The sequence below is a fragment of the Curtobacterium luteum genome, assembly GCF_014646995.1.
GTDB classification, from domain to species: Bacteria; Actinomycetota; Actinomycetes; order Actinomycetales; family Microbacteriaceae; genus Curtobacterium; species Curtobacterium luteum.
Map to the genome: position 1 here is coordinate 55706 of NZ_BMOI01000001.1, position 19292 is coordinate 74997.

Annotated in this window: 13 protein-coding genes; 6 read left to right on the forward strand and 7 right to left on the reverse strand. The window is 72.0% G+C overall.

Going from position 1 to position 19292, the window contains the following annotated elements; translation table 11 throughout:
• Window positions 1-34: 34 nt before the first annotated feature.
• Window positions 35-3781, forward strand: coding sequence for a chromosome segregation SMC family protein (locus tag IEY20_RS00250; protein WP_175329022.1), 3747 nt, complete (start codon window positions 35-37; stop codon window positions 3779-3781).
• Window positions 3782-3910: 129 nt separating this feature from the next.
• Here IEY20_RS00250 and IEY20_RS00255 read toward each other — a convergent pair whose 3' ends face one another.
• Window positions 3911-4936, reverse strand: a complete 1026-nt coding sequence (locus IEY20_RS00255; protein WP_175329023.1) for a TerC family protein — start codon at window positions 4934-4936, stop codon at window positions 3911-3913.
• Between the two features lie 212 nt (window positions 4937-5148).
• On the opposite strand from IEY20_RS00255, the gene ftsY reads away from it, so the two are divergent.
• Both ftsY and IEY20_RS00265 read left to right on the forward strand, forming a co-directional pair.
• Window positions 5149-6018 carry a signal recognition particle-docking protein FtsY gene (gene ftsY / locus IEY20_RS00260; protein ID WP_175329024.1) on the forward strand — a complete coding sequence of 290 codons (870 nt, stop codon included), beginning with the start codon at window positions 5149-5151 and terminating at the stop codon, window positions 6016-6018.
• Between the two features lie 131 nt (window positions 6019-6149).
• Complete coding sequence (locus IEY20_RS00265) at window positions 6150-6308, forward strand: hypothetical protein (protein ID WP_175329025.1); 159 nt, start codon at window positions 6150-6152, stop codon at window positions 6306-6308.
• Window positions 6309-6522: 214 nt separating this feature from the next.
• Here IEY20_RS00265 and lipA read toward each other — a convergent pair whose 3' ends face one another.
• The 3 genes from lipA to IEY20_RS00280 are packed head-to-tail and all read right to left on the reverse strand — an operon-like array spanning window position 6523 to window position 8854.
• Window positions 6523-7506 (reverse strand): lipoyl synthase, encoded by a 984-nt coding sequence (gene lipA, locus IEY20_RS00270; RefSeq protein WP_022902334.1) that lies wholly within the window; start codon window positions 7504-7506, stop codon window positions 6523-6525.
• Window positions 7503-8276 carry a lipoyl(octanoyl) transferase LipB gene (gene lipB / locus IEY20_RS00275; RefSeq protein ID WP_175329026.1) on the reverse strand — a complete coding sequence of 258 codons (774 nt, stop codon included), beginning with the start codon at window positions 8274-8276 and terminating at the stop codon, window positions 7503-7505. Before lipB ends, lipA begins: the two co-directional genes overlap by 4 nt.
• A gap of 44 nt (window positions 8277-8320) precedes the next feature.
• The gene (locus tag IEY20_RS00280; RefSeq protein WP_022905189.1) at window positions 8321-8854 is read right to left on the reverse strand and encodes a hypothetical protein; all 534 of its coding nucleotides are present in this window, start codon (window positions 8852-8854) and stop codon (window positions 8321-8323) included.
• A 78-nt stretch (window positions 8855-8932) separates the two neighbouring features.
• Between IEY20_RS00280 and ffh the strand changes: the two genes are divergently transcribed.
• The gene (gene ffh / locus IEY20_RS00285; RefSeq protein ID WP_188888828.1) at window positions 8933-10495 is read left to right on the forward strand and encodes a signal recognition particle protein; all 1563 of its coding nucleotides are present in this window, start codon (window positions 8933-8935) and stop codon (window positions 10493-10495) included.
• Between the two features lie 83 nt (window positions 10496-10578).
• Here ffh and IEY20_RS00290 read toward each other — a convergent pair whose 3' ends face one another.
• The 3 genes from IEY20_RS00290 to IEY20_RS00300 all read right to left on the reverse strand — a co-directional run bounded on the left by IEY20_RS00290 (window position 10579) and on the right by IEY20_RS00300 (window position 14635).
• Window positions 10579-11841, reverse strand: coding sequence for an ATP-binding protein (locus tag IEY20_RS00290; protein WP_031273449.1), 1263 nt, complete (start codon window positions 11839-11841; stop codon window positions 10579-10581).
• Between the two features lie 435 nt (window positions 11842-12276).
• A complete protein-coding gene (locus tag IEY20_RS00295; RefSeq protein ID WP_175329028.1) occupies window positions 12277-13407 on the reverse strand; it encodes a tetratricopeptide repeat protein in 1131 nt (376 codons plus the stop codon).
• Between the two features lie 97 nt (window positions 13408-13504).
• Window positions 13505-14635, reverse strand: a complete 1131-nt coding sequence (locus tag IEY20_RS00300) for a glutamate--cysteine ligase (RefSeq protein ID WP_022903586.1) — start codon at window positions 14633-14635, stop codon at window positions 13505-13507.
• A 153-nt stretch (window positions 14636-14788) separates the two neighbouring features.
• Between IEY20_RS00300 and aroA the strand changes: the two genes are divergently transcribed.
• Both aroA and IEY20_RS00310 read left to right on the forward strand, forming a co-directional pair.
• Entirely contained in the window at window positions 14789-18040 is a 3252-nt protein-coding gene (gene aroA / locus IEY20_RS00305) for a 3-phosphoshikimate 1-carboxyvinyltransferase (RefSeq protein ID WP_175329029.1), read from the forward strand.
• Between the two features lie 3 nt (window positions 18041-18043).
• Window positions 18044-19225, forward strand: a complete 1182-nt coding sequence (locus IEY20_RS00310; RefSeq protein ID WP_175329030.1) for an acyl-CoA dehydrogenase family protein — start codon at window positions 18044-18046, stop codon at window positions 19223-19225.
• The last annotated feature ends 67 nt before the right edge of the window (window positions 19226-19292 follow it).

A 19292-nucleotide genomic window follows, 5' to 3' on the forward strand; every position in this document is an offset into this window, starting at 1 on the left:
CCAGCAGCAGCGCAGCAGAACGCCCGGAGACCGCATGTACTTGAAGAGCCTGACCATCAAGGGGTTCAAGTCCTTCGCGCAGCCGACCACGTTCGCGTTCGAGCCCGGGGTCACGTGCATCGTCGGACCGAACGGCTCGGGCAAGTCGAACGTCGTCGACGCCCTCGCCTGGGTGATGGGGGAGCAGGGGGCGAAGACCCTCCGCGGCGGCAAGATGGAGGACGTCATCTTCGCCGGGACCTCGACCCGTGGTCCGCTCGGCCGTGCGCAGGTGCTCCTCACGATCGACAACACGGACGGGCTCCTGCCGATCGAGTACTCCGAGGTGACGATCTCCCGCACGCTCTTCCGCAACGGGGGCAGCGAGTACGCGATCAACGGGGAGAACTGCCGCTTGCTCGACGTGCAGGAGCTGCTGAGCGACACCGGCCTCGGGCGCGAGATGCACGTCATCGTCGGCCAGGGGCAGCTCGACAAGGTGCTGCACGCGACGCCGGAGGACCGCCGCGGCTTCATCGAGGAGGCCGCGGGCATCCTCAAGCACCGCCGCCGCAAGGAGAAGACGCTCCGCAAGCTCGAGGCGATGCAGACGAACCTCACGCGGCTGTCCGACCTGGCCGGTGAGATCCGTCGCCAGCTCAAGCCCCTCGGACGCCAGGCCGAGGTCGCCCGGAAGGCCCAGTCGGTCGCGGCCGTCGCCCGCGATGCGAAGGCCCGCCTCCTCGCGGACGACGTCGTGCGGCTCCGCCGCGAGCTGCACGACCACCTCGAGGTCGAGACCGGTCGGAAGTCGGAGCGCATCGTCCTCCAGGAGCGTCTCGACCGAACCCGCACCCGGCAGCAGCAGGTCGAGCAGAGCATGGTCGGCGACGACGTCGACCGCGCCCGGACCGTCGTGCACCGGTTGGAGAGCGTGCAGGAGCGACTGCGCGGCCTGTCGAGCCTGGCGAACCAGCGGCTCATGTTCCTCGCCCAGCAGGCCGACGCGCCGCAGCAGGGGCCGACGGTCACCCCGGAGCGGGTGCAGTCCGTCCGCGACGAGGCCGACCGGCTCGAGACGCGCGCCGAGGAGATGGCCGCCGACTCCGGAGCCGTCGCCGCCCGCGTGCAGGAGGCCCGCGCCGCGCTCGACGCCCTCGACGAGCAGATCGCCGCGCAGGCGGCCCTGGTGTCGCAGCACGACCTGGAAGCCCAGCGGCTCGCCTCGGCGGTGGACGTCGCGCGGTCGAAGCGCGTCGCCGCGGCGGCCGACCGGGAACGCCGGGAACGCGCCCTGGCGGAGGCCTCCGAGCGTGCGGACCGCGCCGCCGCCGCCCTCGCCGAGATCGGCGTGGACCCCGCCGACGGTGTCGACGAGGAGGCGCTCACCGCCGCCGTCGAGACGACCCGCGAGCAGCAGCGGGCAGCGCAGAGCACCAGGGACGAGCTCCGCGACCGTCTGCACACCCTCGAACGCGAGCGGGACGCGCTCGACGCCAGGGTCGTCGCCCTCGGCATGTCGATCGACGTCCGCGACGGGTCCCAGGCGCTCATCGACGCGGGACGAGCGGGCATCGCCGGACGCCTCGCGGACGCGTTGACCGTCGAGCCCGGCTTCGAGGGCGCGGTCGCGATGGCGCTCGACGGGCTCGCCGACGCGGTGCTCGCCGCCGACCGTGCGGTCGCGCTCGACGCCGTCGCGCACGCCCGGTCCGCCGACATCGGTCGCGTCGACGTCGTCGTCGCCGACGCCGACCCTGCTGCGGTCCCCGCGGCGGGACTCCCGGACCGACTCCCCGCGGGCGTCCGCCCCGCGCTCGACCTGGTGCAGGGACCGCAGGCACTCACCGCGATCCTGCGGGACACGCTCGTCGCGGTGGACGAGGACGTTGACCTGGAGGCCGTGCTCACCGCCGCCCCGCTGGCCACGGTCGTGACGCGGTCCGGCGACGTCGTCCGGGCCGTCCGCGTGACGGGCGGCGGCGAGCGCGTGACGAGCCGGATCGAACTCGTCGCGGGACGCGACGACGCCGTGCCCCGGCGCGACGCGGTCGCGGTCGACGTCGAGGACGCGGCCACGCGCCTCCAGGCCGCTCGCACCGCCGTCGACGACGCACGCCGCCGGGCGGAAGAGGCCGACCACGCGTCCCGCGCGCACGCCCGGGCCACGGCCGAGTACGACCGCAGCAGCGCGTCCGCACGCGCGAAGGCGGAGAACGCCACGGCCGAGGTCGAGCGGCTCCACGCCGCGCTGGCCGAGACGGACGGTGCCGTCGAGTCCGCCGAGGCGGTGCTCGCGGAGGCCGAGGCGGCGTCCGCGGCCTTCACCGAGCGGCCCCGTCCGGCCGTCGACGCGTCGGGCCGGCCGGCGTTGCTGGACGCCCTCGAGGCCGCGCGCGCCGCAGAGATCGAGCAGCGCATCCAGGTCGAGACCGTGCGCGAGCGGGCGCGTGCCGAGCGGAACCGGGCAGCCGGGCTCGAGCGCCAGCTCCGGGCCGAGCGGGCCGCTGCCGAGGAAGCCGCCCGTCGAGCCGTGGTCCGCCGTGCGCAGATCGCCGTCGCGGAGGGGGTGCTCGCCGACCTCCCCGGGCTCCTCGGTGCGGTCGACCGGTCCCTCGCCGAGGCCCGCGTCCGGCTCGCGAACGAGGAGTCCGAGCGGTCGAAGCGGAACACCGAGCTGCAGACGATCCGGAACGAGGAGCGCGAGCTCCGGGACCGCCTGCAGACCCTGACGGACGGCGTGCACTCGCTCGAGATGGAGATCTACGAGAAGAAGCTCCACGTGTCGGGCATCCTCGACCGGGCGCAGAGCGAGCTCGGACTCGTGGAGGCCGTCCTCGTCGCGGAGTACGGGCCGCACGTACCGGTGCCGGTGGACGTGCTCGTCGACCCCCGGGTCCTGGCGCGGAAGCACCGGGAGGCCGAACGCGCCCGGGCGGCGGCGACGGCAGCGGCCGATGACGGATCCGACGGGACGGCAGTCGGCGACGCGGCGACCGCCGACCTCGACCCGGACGAGGTCGTCGTCGAGGCCGAGTCCACGCTGCCCGGCGGCCCCGCCCTGCCCGAGTACGACGCCACCGACGAGGTCGACCCCGCCGACGTCGAGACCGTGCCCTACGTCCGCGCCGAGCAGGAGCAACGCCTCGCGGCCGCCGAGCGCGACCTCGGCCGGCTCGGCAAGGTGAACCCGCTCGCGCTCGAGGAGTTCCAGGCGCTCGAGCAGCGGCACGCGTTCCTCGCGGAGCAGCTCGAGGACCTGCAGAAGACCCGCACGGACCTCATGACGATCATCGAGGAGCTCGACCAGAAGATGCAGACCATCTTCGAGGCGGCGTTCCACGACACCCGCGAGGCGTTCGACGTCATCTTCCCGATCCTCTTCCCGGGCGGTTCCGGGTCGATCACGCTGACGACCCCGGACGACCTGCTCGCGACGGGCATCGACGTGCAGGTGAAGCCCGCCGGGAAGAAGATCGACCGGCTGACGCTGCTGTCCGGCGGGGAGCGGTCCCTCGCGGCGGTGGCGCTCCTCGTCGCGATCTTCACCGCGCGCCCGTCGCCGTTCTACATCATGGACGAGGTCGAGGCGGCGCTCGACGACGCGAACCTCGGGCGGCTCCTGACCGTGTTCGAGCGGCTGCGGGAGTCGTCGCAGCTCATCGTCATCACGCACCAGAAGCGGACGATGGAGATCGCGGACGCCCTGTACGGGGTGTCGATGCGGCAGGACGGGGTGTCCGCCGTCGTCGGGCAGCGTGTGCAGGCGCGGTCGGCGGAGCCGGCCGGCGCGGTCGCGTAGCGCGCGCCGACCGAGGCTCGCACGCAGCGACAGTTCTCGCGCTCCGGAGCGCGAGAACTGTCGCCCAGGCCGAGACTCGGCGCGCGCGGGCCGGGATCCGGCGCGCGCGGGCCGGGACGTGGGTCGCGACTACTTCGCGTCGGCCTCGACGGCCTGCTTCGGCTCCCCGGTCGGGGTGAGGCCGCGCTCTTGCCGCTTCTTCGAGACCACCAGCGAGGCGGCCGTCGCGACCGCGATCGTCAGCGCGATGAAGGTCAGCGAGAACCAGATGGGGATCTCCGGCGCCCACTCGATGTGCTCGCCGCCGTTGATGAACGGCAGCTCGTTGACGTGCATGGCGTGGAACACGAGCTTGACACCGATGAAGGCGAGGATGACGGCCAGGCCCTGGCCGAGGTAGATGAGCCGCTCGAGCAGCCCCGCGATGAGGAAGTACAGCTGCCGGAGCCCGAGGAGCGAGAACGCGTTCGCGGTGAACACGATGAACGCGTCCTGCGTCAGCCCGAAGATCGCCGGGATCGAGTCGAGCGCGAAGAGCACGTCGGTGAGGCCGATCGCGACCATGACGAGGAGCATCGGCGTGAAGAGGCGCTTGCCGTCGATCTTCGCGGTGAGCTTGTCGCCGTGGTAGTCGTCAGTGGTCGGGATCACCTTGCGCAGCGTGCGGATGAGCTTCGAGTCGCCCTCGGAGTCGTCGTGGCCGCCGCCCTTCGCCTGCGACCACGCGAGCCAGAACAGGAGCGCACCGAACAGGTAGAACACCCACGAGAAGTTCTCGATGATCGTGACGCCGAGCGCGATGAACACACCGCGGGCGACGAGGGCGATCGCGACGCCGACGAGCAGGACCTTCTGCTGGTACTCCTTCGGCACCGCGAAGCTCGACATGATGATGAGGAAGACGAACAGGTTGTCGACCGACAGCGCCTTCTCGGTCAGCCAGCCGGCGAAGTACTCGCCACCGGCCTGCCCGCCGCCGAAGACCAGGATGCCGACACCGAACAGGATGGCGAGCCCGACGTAGAACGCGGACCAGAACGCCGACTCCTTGATGTGCGGCACGTGCGGGGTGCGCACGTGCGAGTAGAAGTCGAACACCAGCAGCGCGAGTATGCCGGCGATGGTGAGGAGCCAGACGAAGAGTGGGACGTCCACGGGTTTCCTTCAGGTCGGGGGCGGGCCTGGACGGCGCGCCGGAGCCTGAAGGTCTCTTCCGCCGCTGCCGCACGATGTGCTGGCCGCGACCGGCGCCCCGGGTCCGGATCGTTCCGGACCGTACTGACGGGGTCACCGAGAGGGAATACTCCCCTTCGTGGTTCTGAGCGTACCCGGCACAGCGCACGTGTGTCGCGCTCTAAGCTGGGAACATGGCGAGTTCCTGGTCCCTGTCCTCCCGGCTGCGCGGGCTCTTCCAGCGCAAGACGATCGACGAGACCACGTGGGACGACCTCGAGACCGCGCTCATCGGCGCCGACTTCGGTCCCGACGTCTCCGAGGCGATCATCGAGGACCTCCACGCGCGTGTCGACCGCTACGGCACGACCGACCCCGCCGACCTGCAGCGCATGCTCCGCGAGGTCCTCGAGGAACGGCTGTCGAAGCTCGACACGACGCTGAAGCTCAGCAACCGGCCGGCCGTCGTGCTCGTCGTCGGGGTGAACGGAGTCGGCAAGACCACCACGATCGGCAAGTTCGCCAAGTTCCTCAAGACGTACGACCGCACGGTGGTCGTCGGTGCGGCGGACACCTTCCGCGCGGCAGCGGTCGAGCAGGTCGCGACCTGGGCCGAGCGCGCCGGGGTCGACGTCGTGCGCCCCGCGCAGCCCGGTCAGGACCCGGCGTCGGTGGCGTACCAGACGGTCGAGAAGGCCATCCGCGAGGGCACCGAGATCGTCGTCATCGACACCGCCGGCCGGCTGCACACCAAGGCCGGCCTGATGGACGAGCTGACGAAGATCAAGCGAGTGGTCGAGAAGCAGACCGAGATCGCCGAGGTGCTCCTCGTGCTCGACGCCACCACCGGGCAGAACGGGCTGGCCCAGGCGCAGGCGTTCATCGAGGGTGCCGGGGTCACCGGGCTCGTCATCACGAAGCTCGACGGGTCGGCCAAGGCCGGCTTCGTGCTGAGCGTCCAGGAGAAGACGGGCATCCCGATCAAGCTCATCGGACAGGGTGAGGGCATCAACGACCTCACGGGTTTCACGCCGCACGTGTTCGTGCAGAACCTCGTCGGCTGAGACGTCCAGCGCCCTCCGGGGTCTCGGCGCATTGCTCGACACCTGTCAGTGAACGCGGTCACCCCGCGACGAGTACCGTCTCCGTCGGCCCGGGCATCCGCTCGGTCTCGTTCCAGGGATTGGAGACCCCCATGCCCGCACTGCTGATCATCGCGATCATCGTCGGCCTCGTCCTGCTCTTCAGCGGCATCTTCGTCGCAGCACTGAAGTTCCTGCTCTTCATCGGCATCGCGCTCATCCTGCTCGCGATCATCGGGTGGCTGCTGCGCAGCATCCGCGGACGCGCGTAGCCGCGACCCACTGACGGACGGGAGGCGCGGTGCCAGCTGGCACCGCGCCTCCCGTCCGTCGTGTGGTGCCGCTGCCGCTGGCGCTGCCGCATCGTGCCGGCCGAGACTCGCGACCAGCGACTGATCTCGGGGTCCCGAGCGCGAGGAACGTCGCTCAGAGCGAGACTCGGCCGCGGCCGGCCACGCGCGCGGCGCGCGGCGCGCGGCGCGCGCCTCAGACGGCCTGGCGGCCGGCCGGCGCCTCGAGCAGGTGCGACAGGTGCTCCGGCACCGCGCCGCCACGCGCGACCGTCGCCCGCGCCCACAGCCGTCCGGCCCGGTAGGACGACCGCACCAGCGGCCCGGCCAGCACCCCCGAGAACCCGATGTCCTCGGCGATCTCGCGGAGGTCGACGAACTCCTCCGGCTTCACCCAGCGGGCGACCGGCAGGTGTCGCGGCGACGGCCGGAGGTACTGGGTCAGCGTGATGATGTCCGTCCCGGCCTCGTACAGCTGCTCGAGCGCGTCGATCACCTCGTGCCGCTCCTCACCCATGCCGAGGATGAGGTTCGACTTCGTCACGAGCCCGGCATCCCGCCCCTGCGTGATGACGTCGAGGGACCGCTCGAACCGGAACGCCGGCCGGATGCGCTTGAAGATCCGCGGGACCGTCTCGACGTTGTGCGCGAACACCTCGGGGCGCGCGTCGAAGACCTGCCCGAGCTGGTCCGGGCGGCCGTTGAAGTCCGGCACGAGGATCTCGACACCGGTGCCGGGGGAGTGCTCGTGGATCTGCCGGATCGTCTCCGCGTACAGCCACGCACCGCCGTCGTCGAGGTCGTCCCGCGCGACGCCCGTCACGGTCGCGTACTTGAGGCCCATCGAGACCACCGAGTCCGCCACCCGTCGAGGCTCCCCGCGGTCGAGCGGTGACGGCTTGCCGGTGTCGATCTGGCAGAAGTCGCACCGGCGGGTGCACTGCGAGCCGCCGATGAGGAACGTGGCCTCCCGGTCCTCCCAGCACTCGAAGATGTTCGGGCATCCGGCCTCCTGGCAGACCGTGTGCAGCTGCTTGTCCTTGACGAGGGCGGACAGGTCCCGGAACTCCGGTCCCTGGGTCGCGCGGGTCTTGATCCACGCGGGCTTCGTCTCGATCGGCGTCTCGGCGTTCCGGGCCTCGACACGCAGCATGCGCCGGCCTTCGGGGGCGAGGGTCATGCTGGGACCTCCTGCAGGTGGGTGGTGCGGACCCGACCGGCCTGGAGGCGCGGCTCGCCCCCGGCGGACCGGTCCGCGCTGGTCGGGTGGTCCGGGCTGGTCGTCCTACTGGCGGCTGCGATGCGGTGGCCTGTGTGCATGCCGTCGAGCGCCGCCTGCACGACCGGCGCGACGAGCGCGGCGACCTCGTCTACGGTGACGTGGCGTCCCGCGGCACGGCTCAGCGTGGTGACCCCGGCGTCGGCGATGCCGCACGGCACGATCGCGGCGTACGCGTCGAGGGCGTTCGCGCAGTTGAGGGCGATGCCGTGGCTCGTCACCCCCTCGGCGACGTGCAGGCCGATGGCTCCGACCTTGTCGTGGTTCGCCCGGTCGGGCCGGGGGACCCAGGCGCCGCTGCGACCCTCGACGCGCTCTGCCGTCACACCGACGCCGGCAACGGCGTCGATGAGCACCTGTTCGAGGTCACGGACCCACGCCACGACGTCGAGCGGCATCGCGAGCCGGACGATCGGGTAGGCGACCAGCTGCCCGGGACCGTGCCACGTGATGCGGCCGCCGCGGTCGACCTCGACCACGGGGGAGCCGTCGGTCGGCAGGTCGCCCGCTTCGGTCCGGCGTCCGGCGGTGTACACGGACGGGTGCTCGCAGAGGACGAGCGCGCCGGGCGAACGGCCGGCGAGGACGTCGGCGCGGAGGCGCTGCTGCAGTGCGAGGCCCTCGTCGTAGGCGAGGAGGCCCGGCACCCGGACGATCTCGAGTTCCGGCATGGGCGCCAGCGTACGTCAGTTTCTGGACGCCGTACAACAACCGATCACGCGTCGGGCGTCTCGGTCGGGCGTTCGACCATCACGAGCTCGGCGTACAGCAGCTGCGCACGCTCCCGGTGCGGTCGGTCCACCACGATCCCGCGCACGGTGAGGACCGCCCAGAGGACTGCGGAGCTGCCCGTCAGGAGCGCACCGCCGACGTCGTGGTCGCCGACCAGGTCGGCGACGGCGGTCGCGCCGAACACGACCGCCAGTGCCGCGCCGAGCCAGAGGTGCCAGCCGGTCCGGTCGACGATGTCGCGCAGGAACCGCAGCTTGCGGTCGCGCCGCACGCCGCCGGGTTCCGAGCCGCCGCGGACCCAAGTCCGCAGTGCCCGGTGTGCGGCGTACCCGCCCCCGCCGGCCCACGCCGCGACCACGAGGACCACGAGACCGACTGCGGTGGCCACGCCGACGAGCACGACGACCGTCACGGACCCCGTGAACCGTGTGGAGAACACCGCCGCCGTGAAGCCGCCCGACACGGCCGCGCCGGTCGCCCGCAGCCAACCGGCGGCGTCGATCTCCCTGAGGTGCACGGTGTGGACGGTAGTCCCCGGGGTGCCGGCGCGGTCGCGGTCGGGCTGTCGGCGGCCGCCTTGTAGAATCGACGGATCATGGCGCAATTCGGTTCACTCTCCGACCGGCTGACAGAGACCTTCCGCAACCGGCGGAGCAAGGGTCGCCTGTCCCCGTCCGACGTCGACGGCACCGTCCGCGAGATCCGACGGGCGCTCCTCGACGCCGACGTCGCGCTCGAGGTCGTCAAGTCCTTCACCGCCGCGGTGCGCGAGCGCGCGCTCTCCGACGAGGTGAACAAGGCGCTCAACCCCGCGCAGCAGGTCGTCCAGATCGTCAACGAGGAACTCGTCGGCATCCTCGGCGGGCAGCAGCGTCGGCTCGAGTTCGCGAAGCGTCCGCCGACGGTGATCATGCTCGCCGGTCTCCAGGGCGCCGGCAAGACCACGCTCGCGGGCAAGCTCGGCAAGTGGCTCAAGAAGGACGGCCACACCCCGATGCTCGTCGCGGCGGACCTCCAGCGTCCGAACGCCGTGCAGCAGCTCCAGGTCGTCGGTGAACAGGCCGGCGTGCACGTGTTCGCCCCGGAGCCCGGCAACGGCGTCGGCGACCCGGTGAAGGTCGCGAAGAACGCGATCAAGGCCGCGGTGGACCAGCAGTACGACACCGTCATCGTCGACACCGCCGGCCGCCTCGGCGTGGACGCGGAGCTGATGAAGCAGGCCGCGAACATCCGCAAGGCCGTCGACCCCGACGAGGTCCTGTTCGTCATCGACGCGATGATCGGTCAGGACGCCGTCGCCACCGCCCGCGCCTTCCAGGAGGGCGTCGACTTCACCGGTGTCGTCCTGTCGAAGCTCGACGGTGACGCCCGCGGTGGCGCGGCGTTGTCCGTCGCGAGCATCACCGGTCGCCCGATCATGTTCGCGTCCACAGGTGAGGGCCTCGACGACTTCGAGCCGTTCCACCCGGACCGCATGGCGAGCCGCATCCTCGACCTCGGCGACATCCTCTCGCTCATCGAGCAGGCCCAGCAGGCGTTCGACGAGGACGAGGCCCGCAAGGTCGCCGAGAAGATCGCCTCCGACTCGTTCACGCTGAACGACTTCCTCGAGCAGATGCAGCAGCTCCGCAAGGCCGGCTCGATCAAGGGCATGCTCGGCATGCTCCCGGGCGCCAAGGGGATGCGCGAAGCGCTCGACAACTTCGACGAGAGCGAGATCGTCCGCACCGAGGCGATCATCCAGTCGATGACGAAGCAGGAGCGCGAGCTGCCGAAGCTCCTCAACGGTTCCCGTCGTCTCCGCATCGCCCGGGGCTCCGGCACCACGGTGACCGAGGTGAACGCGCTCGTGAACCGCTTCGAGCAGGCGGCGAAGATGATGAAGACCGTCGCGCGCGGCGGCGTGCCGCAGATGCCGGGCATGGGTCCGATCCCGGGCATGCACGGCGGCAAGAAGAAGCAGCAGCAGGGCGGCGCGAAGAAGAAGAAGGTCGGCAACCCGGCGAAGCGTGCGGCGCTCGCCTCGGGTGCCGCGGCGCAGCCCCAGCAGCAGACCCCCCAGGGGTCCGGGTTCGGGTTCGGCGGCGCGAACGCGAAGAACCCGAAGGCGCCCACCGAGGAAGAGATGCAGTCGCTGCAGAAGTTCCTGGGCCGCTGACGCGGACTGCCGTGGGTCGCTGACGCGACCGACGACGGACGGGAGGCACGGTGTCGGCTGGCACCGCGCCTCCCGTTCGTCGTTCAGCGCTTCGACTTCTTGAGGTAGGCGCGGAGGTCCGCGTACGTCCCGTCGTCCTCGCCGAAGAGCACGACGTTCCGCGCCGTGTCGAGCCACGACCGTGTCGACGGTCGCACCTCCGCCACCGAGTCGAGGAGGTCGGGCATCCCGATGAGCCGGGCGGTGCCGCTGGCGACGCTGTCCATCAGCGCCCGCTCGGCGGCGACCTCGCAGACGTAGGCGATGTCGGCGCCGGAGAAGCCCTCGGTGCGCTTCGCGAGCACCCCGACGTCGACGCCCTCGAGCGGTCGGTCCCGGAGGTGGGTGCGGAAGACCGCCTCACGAGCAGGAGCGTCCGGCGGCAGCACCAGCACCGTCCGGTCGAGGCGGCCCGGCCGTCGCAGCGCGGGTTCGACGTCCCAGGGCTGGTTCGTCGCCGCCAGCACGAACACGCCCTCGTTGCCGCCGCTGATCCCGTCGAGTTCGGTGAGGAGCTGGTTCACCATGCCGCGGACGTGCGAACTGCGCGTCTGGCTCCGCCGCTGGCCGAGTGCGTCCACCTCGTCGAAGAACACGACGCACGGCGCCGCTGCCCGAGCGGCCTCGAAGACCGCCTGGATGTTCCGCTCACTCACGCCGATGTACGGGTCGAGGACGTCCGTGATCGCGACGCTGAGGAACCGTGCGCCCAGCTCGCCGGCGACGGCGCGCGCGATGAAGGTCTTGCCGCACCCGGGCGGTCCGTAGAGGAGCAGTCCACCGCGGAGGCTCTTGCCGTAGAGCGCGCGGAGCTCGGGGTTCGCGAGCGGCGCGAGGAACGCCGCGTTCAGCCGTTGCTTGACGTGCTCCATGCCCCCGACGTCGGTGAACCGGGTCCCGGGGTCCTCGACGGAGAACGCGGAGGGGAGGTCCGGGTCGTCGGCGTCGAGGTCGTCGACGAAGGCCGGTCCGACGAGGTGCTCGACCTCCTGTTCCGCCGCGTGCCAGTCGAAGGAGGTGCGGTCGTCCGCCGTCTCCTCAGGGGCGCTCGACGACGGTGCGCTCGACGGCGCGGCGCTCGACACCGGGGCGGAGCCGCCGCGGAGGGTGTCGAGCATGAGCGTGCCGGCTGCGGCGTCGGTCGGTTCGGCAGCCAGCGCGGCCGCGGCCTCGGCGGTCGCCTCGGCGGTCCTGCCCGCGTCCAGCAGCAGACGACCGAGATGGACGCGGAGCGGGACGTCGTGCGGCGCGGACGCCACGGCTCGACGGAGGGCGTCGATCACGGGGTCGGTCGGTTCGTGGTCCATGGGGTCCTCGGTGGTCAGGTGGAGGTGGGGCGGCGAACGGCAGGGCCGGGGCGAGCAGGACGAGGACGGCCGCGACGGTGAGCAGGACCACGACCGTGCGGAGCAACGTCGATCCGCGGAGCAGCCGGACGAGCGGTTCCCGGTTCTGCCGCACCGTCCGGGTGACGAGCACGACCCCGATGGCGATCAGTGCGGCCGCGATCAGCCAGCTGGTGACAGCGAGCAGGAGCGTCGGTCCGGGTGCGCCGAGCGGGACGCCCACGAAGAACCCGGCGATGGCGCTGCCGCCGACGACGACCCGGAGCCGCTGCAGCGTCCCGAGGACCGAGCGCCGCAGTCCGCGGACGGCCGGAGCGTTGTCGGGTCGGTCGTGCACGACGCTCCAGAACCCGGACGTCGACGCCGGCCCGTCCGGATCGGTCCACACCGTGTCCGTCATGCCGGGTTCCGCCACGGCGAGGACTCGTCGGTGGGGGCCGCGGCCACGGTGGGCGGCGCCGGGCGGGTCCGGGGGAACGCCACCAGGATGCGTCGCGACTGCAGCGAGCCGAGGACGGCGCAGGCGAGCACGACCGCCTGTGCCACGAGGGCGGCTGCGAGCGGCAGGAAGACGCTGACCACGGAGACGATCAGGGCCGCGAGGGTCACCGCCGCGAGGGCGGTCCAGCCCGGCACCGCGCGGCGGGCGGTCGCGACGACGGAACGCGTCCGGCTGCGGGTCTCGGCCACGAACCGGAGCGCGACGACCACGGCTCCGACGATCCCGGTGACGGGGAGCAGGATCGTGGTCAGGCGCGCGATCTCGGCATCGCCGGTCACCCCGAGGGACATCAGGCCGGTCATCACGGCGGTGAACCCGAGCATGCCCCGTACTCGCGCGAGCGGGTTCACGACGGCGACCACGAAGTTCCGTCGCGCCGTGGCGTCGGTCGGGTCGGTGGCGAGGACGCTCGAGAACGCCAGCGCGGACTCGCCCTCGTGTCCGCCGCGGAGGCGGGACACCGCCAGGTTGTGCCGTGTGCCGGTCGTCCCGGGGGCGAGCTCCAGGCCGCGCCGGTAGGCGGCCTGCGCGTCGCGGTGTCGTCCCGCGGCGAGGAGCAGGTCCCCGTGGCGTCGGTGCACGTCGGGCTCCTCGGGCGCGAGCCGGACGGCCTCGTAACTCGCCCGGAGGGCCTCGACCCGTCGCGCCGGGTCGAGGAAGAGCGCGTCGGCGACCGCTGCGTGCGAGCGCCACGACGTCGGGGCCACGACGACGGCTCGCCGGGCTGCGTCCACTGCGCCCGCCTGGTCTCCGGTCCGGAGCAGCAGCGTCGACGTGAGCCACAGCCCGGTCCCGTCGTCCGGGTCGAGGCCGACCGCCTGGCGGGCCGCTCCCAGCGCGTCGTCGACCTCGTCGACCGCGAGCAGAGCCAGCGCGCGGACACGCTGCGCGGCGGCGGTCTCGTTCTCCTCGGGCCCGGCCGCAGCGAGCACGGCGAGCGCCTCGCGCGGCTGCCCGGCGGCGACGAAGGCCGCCGCACGGTGGACACCGACCCTCGACGCGCCCCCGGCGCTCGTCCCCGTCACATCCGAACTGTACCGATCGTCCGACGCGGTGCCAGCCCCCAGGACGGGAGGCGCGGGGCGGACCCGCACCGTGCCTCCCGGCCGGAGGTGGTGGCGACTAGAGCGACTCGCGCAGCTCGGTGACCAGGTGGCGGACGACGGCGCGGAGGTCGCCGCCGTTCTCCTGCGCGACCCGGAGCTGGCGTTGGTACGAGGCCCCTTGCTCGGTCATCGTGTCGAGGTGGTGCAGCTCCTGCTGGCAGCCGAGCCGCTCCGCGATCGGGTCGAGGCGTTGCACGAGGTCGTGCACCTCGTCGGTGACGAGCCGCTCGTCACCCGCGGCGTTCGTGATGATCTCCGCGTCCATGCCGTACCGCGCTGCGCGCCACTTGTTCTCGCGGACGAACCACTGCTGCATGGTCGGCAGTTCCTCGCCGCGGTCGAGCCGGTCGGAGAGCGCCGTCACCAGGCACTGGACGAGCGCGGTGACGGCGCCGACCTCGTGCAGGGTCGAGATGCCGTCGGAGACCCGGTTCTCGAGCGTGCCCCAGCCCGGTGACGGGCGGATGTCCCAGCGGAGGTCCTTGAACCCGTCGATCACACCGGTCCGGGTCAGGTCGTCGACGACGCCTTCGAAACCGCTCCAGTCGCCGATGCCCGGCGGCAGTCCGCCGGTCGGGAGCTGCTGGAACATGAGCGCCCGGTTCGAGGCGTACCCGGTGTCGATGCCGCCCCAGAACGGGCTCGACGCGGTGAAGGCCTGCAGGTGCGGCACGTAGCCGAGCATCGCGTTCATGATCGGCACGGCCTTGTCGCGCCGGTCGATCCCGACGTGCACGTGCACGCCCCAGATGAGCATCTGGCGTCCCCACCAGCGCGTCCGGTCGATGAGGGTCGTGTAGTGCTCGCTGTCCGGCGTGATCTCCTGCTGGTCCCACAGGGCGAACGGGTGCGTGCCGGAGCACATGACCTGCGCGTCGAGCGGGTCCGCGGCGTCGACGACCTCGCCGATGATGCCGGAGAGCTCCCGGGTGGCCCCGCCGACCGTCGTGTGCACGCCCGTGACGACCTCGACGGTGTTGGTCAGGAGCTCCTCCGTGACACGGTCCGGGTCGCCCAGCCGCTCCTGCACCGCACTGATCACCGCCGGGGCGCGCGGGGTGAGGTCCCCGGTGTCCCGGTCGACCAGCGGGAGTTCCCACTCGACACCGATGGTCGACGGGTGGGACTCTGTGAAGCGGATGTCCATGCGGCCATCCTGCCGGTCGGTTGTCGGACACGCACAACGAACGCCCGCGCCGGTCGTGCACCTCGCTCCACCCAGTTGTTCCAGAACGGTACTACCGTGGGAATCGTTCCATGACGGTACTACCGTGGATTCGCTCGCAGGGAAGAGGTCCGCATGCAGTTGGTCGTGCGCGGTTCGTCCGCACCACTCGTCGGGGAGATCGACGTCCCGGTCTCCAAGTACCACGCGCACCGCGCGCTGGTGCTGGCATCGCTCGCGAAGGGCACGAGCACCGTCTCCGGCATCAGTTCGACCCGGCAGGTCGAGTGGACCGTCGGCACCCTCCGGGCGCTCGGCGTCGACGTCAAGCGCCGCGGCGACGACTACCTCGTCACCGGGCTCGGCGGTCGCTACGAGGCGACCGACGTCGTCGACCACGGGTCGCGCGGCGCCGACGGGCTGCTCAACATGGGCTCCTCGGGGACCACGCTCTACTTCATGACCGGCCTGGCGTCCCTCGCGGACAAGCCGATGACGCTCTCGGGCATGAAGTACTTCCAGCGCCGCCCGATCAAGGCCCTCCTGACCTCGCTGACCCAGATGGGCGTCGAGCTCGAGGCGACGAACGACTGCCCGCCGGTGACGGTCCAGCCCCGGCGGCCCCGCGGCGGCGACGTCACCATCGCCGGGACCCTGTCGCAGTGGGTCTCCGGACTGCTGCTCGTCGCGCCGTTCGCCGAGCAGGAGACGCGCATCCACATCACCGGCGGCAGGCTCAACGAACAGCCGTACGTCGAGCTCACCGTGCGCATGATGCGGCAGTTCGGTCTGACGGTCGAGGTGTCCGACGACTGGCTCGAGTACCGGATCCCGGCCGGCCAGCAGGCGACCCCGCACGACTACGTCATCCCGCCGGACATCGGCTCCGCAGCGTTCGGCATCGCGGCCGCCGGTATCCGCGAGTCGAACGTGCTGCTGCGGGGCCTCACGTCCACCACGACGGCCGGCACGGACCACCCGGAGAGCGAGTTCCTCGACCTCGCCAGCGCGATGGGCGTGCCGATGCGGATCGACGAGGCGACCGGGTTCGTCCGGATCGAGCACGACGGCTCGCCGCTGCGCGCACTCGACATCGACTGCCGACCGATCCCCGACCTGCTCCCCGTGCTGTCCACGATGGCGACCTTCGCCGAGGGCACGACCCGGCTCTGGAACGTGGCGCACATCCGTCTCAAGGAGTCCGACCGCGTCGCCGCGATGCTCCAGCTGAACCGCATGGGCGGCCGAGCGGAGCAGGGTGTCGACGAACTCCGGGTCACCGGGGTCGGACCGGGAGCCCTGCACGGCTCCCCGATGTCGTCCTTCAACGACCACCGCGTGCTCATGTCCCTCGCGGTCGCCGCGTCGAAGGCGCAGGGGACGAGCTCCCTCACGTACCCCCGTGCGTACCGCATCTCGTACCCGACCTTCCTCGAGGCGATGAACGCCGTCGGACTCGACATGTCCGTCGGTGCCGTGCACGGCGGCGGTCACGACACCCGCATCGACGACGCCGACACGGTGTCCGAGCGCACCGACCTGGGCGGGGACGAGTCCGTCCCGGTGGCGCGGCCCGACGCGACGGACCAGACCCGCCGCGCGCACGCGACCGTGCCGGTCGCCGCGCCGTCCACGTCCGCCGCGGGGCGCACCGACCTGCCGGCGACGGCGACGGTCGGCGTCGACGCGGAGCCGCTCGTCCTGAGCGAGCGGGTCCGCACCCTCTCGGAGACCGACCCGGACGGCGTCGCCGTGGTCGAGGTCGGCGGGACCGCCCCGGTCGAGACCACCTGGAAGCAGCTGCAGGACGAGGCCGACCGGGTGTCCGCGCTCCTGCTCGAGCTCGGCGTCCGCACGGGCGACTCCGTGGCCATGCAGCTGCCGAACTGGCGCGAGTTCGTGTCGATCACGCTCGGCGCGGTCCAGATCGGCGCGGTCGCGACGCCGATCATGCCCGTCTTCGGCCCGCGCGAGACCACGATGACCCTCGCGCGGTCGAAGGCCCGGGTCGTGTTCCTGCCGAACGTGTTCCGGAAGCGGCGCCCCGCACTCGAGCTGCTCGACGTCGTCGACGAGGCGAAGGCGCAGCGCCGGCGCCTGTCGGTCGAGCACGTGGTCGTGCTGCGCGCCGAGGCCCGCGGGCAGGGCGACCTGCCGAACGACCAGCCGCCGCTGCCCGCGGACGCCGCGGACCGAGTGGCCGCGAGCGACTGGAACTGGCGCTGGTTCGACACGGCGCTCGGCTCGGTGCAGGTCGACGTCGACCAGATCCGCTCCCGGGCACCGGGGCCGGACGACGTGTGCCAGCTCCTCTTCACCTCCGGCACCACCGGCGAGCCGAAGGGCGTGCAGCACCCGCACCGCACGCTCGGCCTGGCGACCGCGATGCACGTCGCCCAGTCGGGTCTGACGAGCGCGGACCGGATCTACATCCCGTCGCCGCTCGCGCACCAGACCGGGTTCCTCTACGGCATGCTCCTCGCGTTCCGGCTCGGCGCGCCGCAGGTCATCCAGCCGGTCTGGGACGGCACGGTCGCGCTCGAGCAGGCGTTCGGCGTCGCGAAGGCGTCGTTCGTGCAGTGCGCGACCCCGTTCCTGACCGACCTCGTCGACCTGGTCGAGGCCGGTGCCGCGCAGCCCGAGTCGCTGCGGATCTTCGTGCCGACCGGTGCCGCCGTGCCGCGGGCACTCGCGCAGCGGGCCGCGACCGTGCTCGGCACGGCGATCCTCGGGGCATTCGGGACGAGCGAGACCTGCCTCGGCGCGCTCTCCGGCCCGGACGACGACCCGACGGACGCGTACGGCCACGACGGCCGTGCGCTCCCGGGCATCCGGATCCGGATCGTCGACGACGAAGGCCACGAGCTGCCGGCCGGCACCGAGGGCAACTTCGAGCTGCACTCGCCGACCATGTTCGACGGGTACCTGGACCGGCCGGACCTGACCGACGACGTCTTCACCGACGACGGCTGGTACCGCACCGGCGACCTCGCGACCGTGGACGACAAGGGCTTCCTCTCGATCACCGGCCGCGTGAAGGACGTCATCAACCGCGGCGGTGAGAAGATCCCGGTCGTGGAGATCGAGAACCTGCTCTACCAGCACCCCTCGGTCACGGACGTCGCCATCGTGGCCATGCCCGACGAGCGGCTCGGTGAGCGCGCCTGCGCCTTCGTCGTCCCCGCGGCGGGGGAGCGGCTCTCGTTCCGGGCGATGCAGCAGTACCTCGACGCCGCCGGCGTGAGCAAGTACTACTGGCCGGAGCGCCTCGAGGACATCGACGAGCTCCCGCGGAACGCCGTCGGGAAGGTCCAGAAGAACGTCCTGCGGGACCGGGCTGCGGCGCTCGTCGCGAGCGGCGCGGCGACCACCACGAAGGAGAACTGAACGATGACGATCGTCGACGACACGACGAGCACGGCCTTCGACGAGGCCGCCTTCCAGCAGCTCAAGGCCGAGGTGACCGGATGGGTCCGCGGCCGCGGCGAGGAGTGGGCGGAGGAGATCGAGCGCACCGGCCAGGTCGCCCCCGAACTCTTCCAGGAGCTCAAGGAGCGGGGCCGGCTCAGCCTCGCCGCCCCGGCCGAGCTCGGCGGACGGGGCATCCCGTTCTCGCGCTACCTCGAGGTCATGGAGATCGTCTCCCGCTCGCACGCCTCGATCCGGATGCTCGTGCACGTCATCAACGGCACCTGGCGTGCGATGGCGCCGTACGCGACGCCCGCGCAGATCGAGGAGGTCGTCAAGCCGAGCGTCGCGGGCGAGAAGCTCGTCGCGTTCACCCTGACGGAGGCCGCGGCCGGCACGGGGGCGGACATCCGCACCACGGTCCGCCGCGAGGGCGACACCTACGTGATGAACGGCGAGAAGCACCTCATCACGTTCGGGGTGCGGTGCGACTACTGGCTCATCGCCGCGCGGCTCGAGGGCACCTCCGGCCAGGACGGCACGGTCGCGTTCCTCATGCCGAACAGCGGGCTGCCCGGCGCGGAGGTGATCGACGACTCCGACACGATGGGGATCCGCGGCACCGACCACGCGATCCTCCGGTTCACCGAGACCCCGATCCCGGCCTCCGCCCGCCTGGGCGAGGAGGGCCAGGGCCTCGAGGTCGCGCTCGGCGGCTTCCTGCTGCCGAGCCGCGTGTCGGTCGCGATGAGCGCCGTCGGCCTCGCCGAGCGGGCGAACGAGCTCGCCGTCGCGTACGCGAACGAGCGCGAGACGTTCGGCAAGAAGCTCTCCAGCCGGCAGGCGATCCAGTTCTACCTCGCCGAGAACTACGCCGACATCGCCGCGGCCCGGGCGCTCGTGCTCGAAGCCGCACGCGCCTACGAGGAGGACCGCCCCGACGCCGGCACGCTGTCGAGCGCCTCGAAGATGGTCGCCGTCGACATGCTCGCCCGCGTCACCGACAAGGCCCTGCAGGTGCACGGCGGCCAGGGCTACTGGAAGCGCAACGCGATCGAGCGCGTCTACCGCGACGCGCGCGCACAGCGCTTCGAGGAGGGCACCAACGAGATCCAGAAGCTGGTCGTCGGCCGCGCCGTCGTGACCGGCCAAGCCGGCTTCTAGGACGCCACCACCCACCGGACGGGAGGCGCGGTGCGGGCCCGCCCCGCGCCTCCAGGCCCTGAAGACG

What these genes read in the sequence shown, in the direction of transcription:
- lipB (WP_175329026.1), bottom strand. Translation starts at nt 8,276, where the DNA reads ATGCCGGAACTCGAGATCGTCCGGGTGCCGGGCCTCCTCGCCTACGAC.
- IEY20_RS00300 (WP_022903586.1), bottom strand. Translation starts at nt 14,635, where the DNA reads ATGGACATCCGCTTCACAGAGTCCCACCCGTCGACCATCGGTGTCGAG.
- aroA (WP_175329029.1), top strand. Translation starts at nt 14,789, where the DNA reads ATGCAGTTGGTCGTGCGCGGTTCGTCCGCACCACTCGTCGGGGAGATC.
- lipA (WP_022902334.1), bottom strand. Translation starts at nt 7,506, where the DNA reads ATGACCCTCGCCCCCGAAGGCCGGCGCATGCTGCGTGTCGAGGCCCGG.
- IEY20_RS00250 (WP_175329022.1), top strand. Translation starts at nt 35, where the DNA reads ATGTACTTGAAGAGCCTGACCATCAAGGGGTTCAAGTCCTTCGCGCAG.
- ffh (WP_188888828.1), top strand. Translation starts at nt 8,933, where the DNA reads ATGGCGCAATTCGGTTCACTCTCCGACCGGCTGACAGAGACCTTCCGC.
- IEY20_RS00290 (WP_031273449.1), bottom strand. Translation starts at nt 11,841, where the DNA reads ATGGACCACGAACCGACCGACCCCGTGATCGACGCCCTCCGTCGAGCC.
- IEY20_RS00310 (WP_175329030.1), top strand. Translation starts at nt 18,044, where the DNA reads ATGACGATCGTCGACGACACGACGAGCACGGCCTTCGACGAGGCCGCC.
- ftsY (WP_175329024.1), top strand. Translation starts at nt 5,149, where the DNA reads ATGGCGAGTTCCTGGTCCCTGTCCTCCCGGCTGCGCGGGCTCTTCCAG.
- IEY20_RS00265 (WP_175329025.1), top strand. Translation starts at nt 6,150, where the DNA reads ATGCCCGCACTGCTGATCATCGCGATCATCGTCGGCCTCGTCCTGCTC.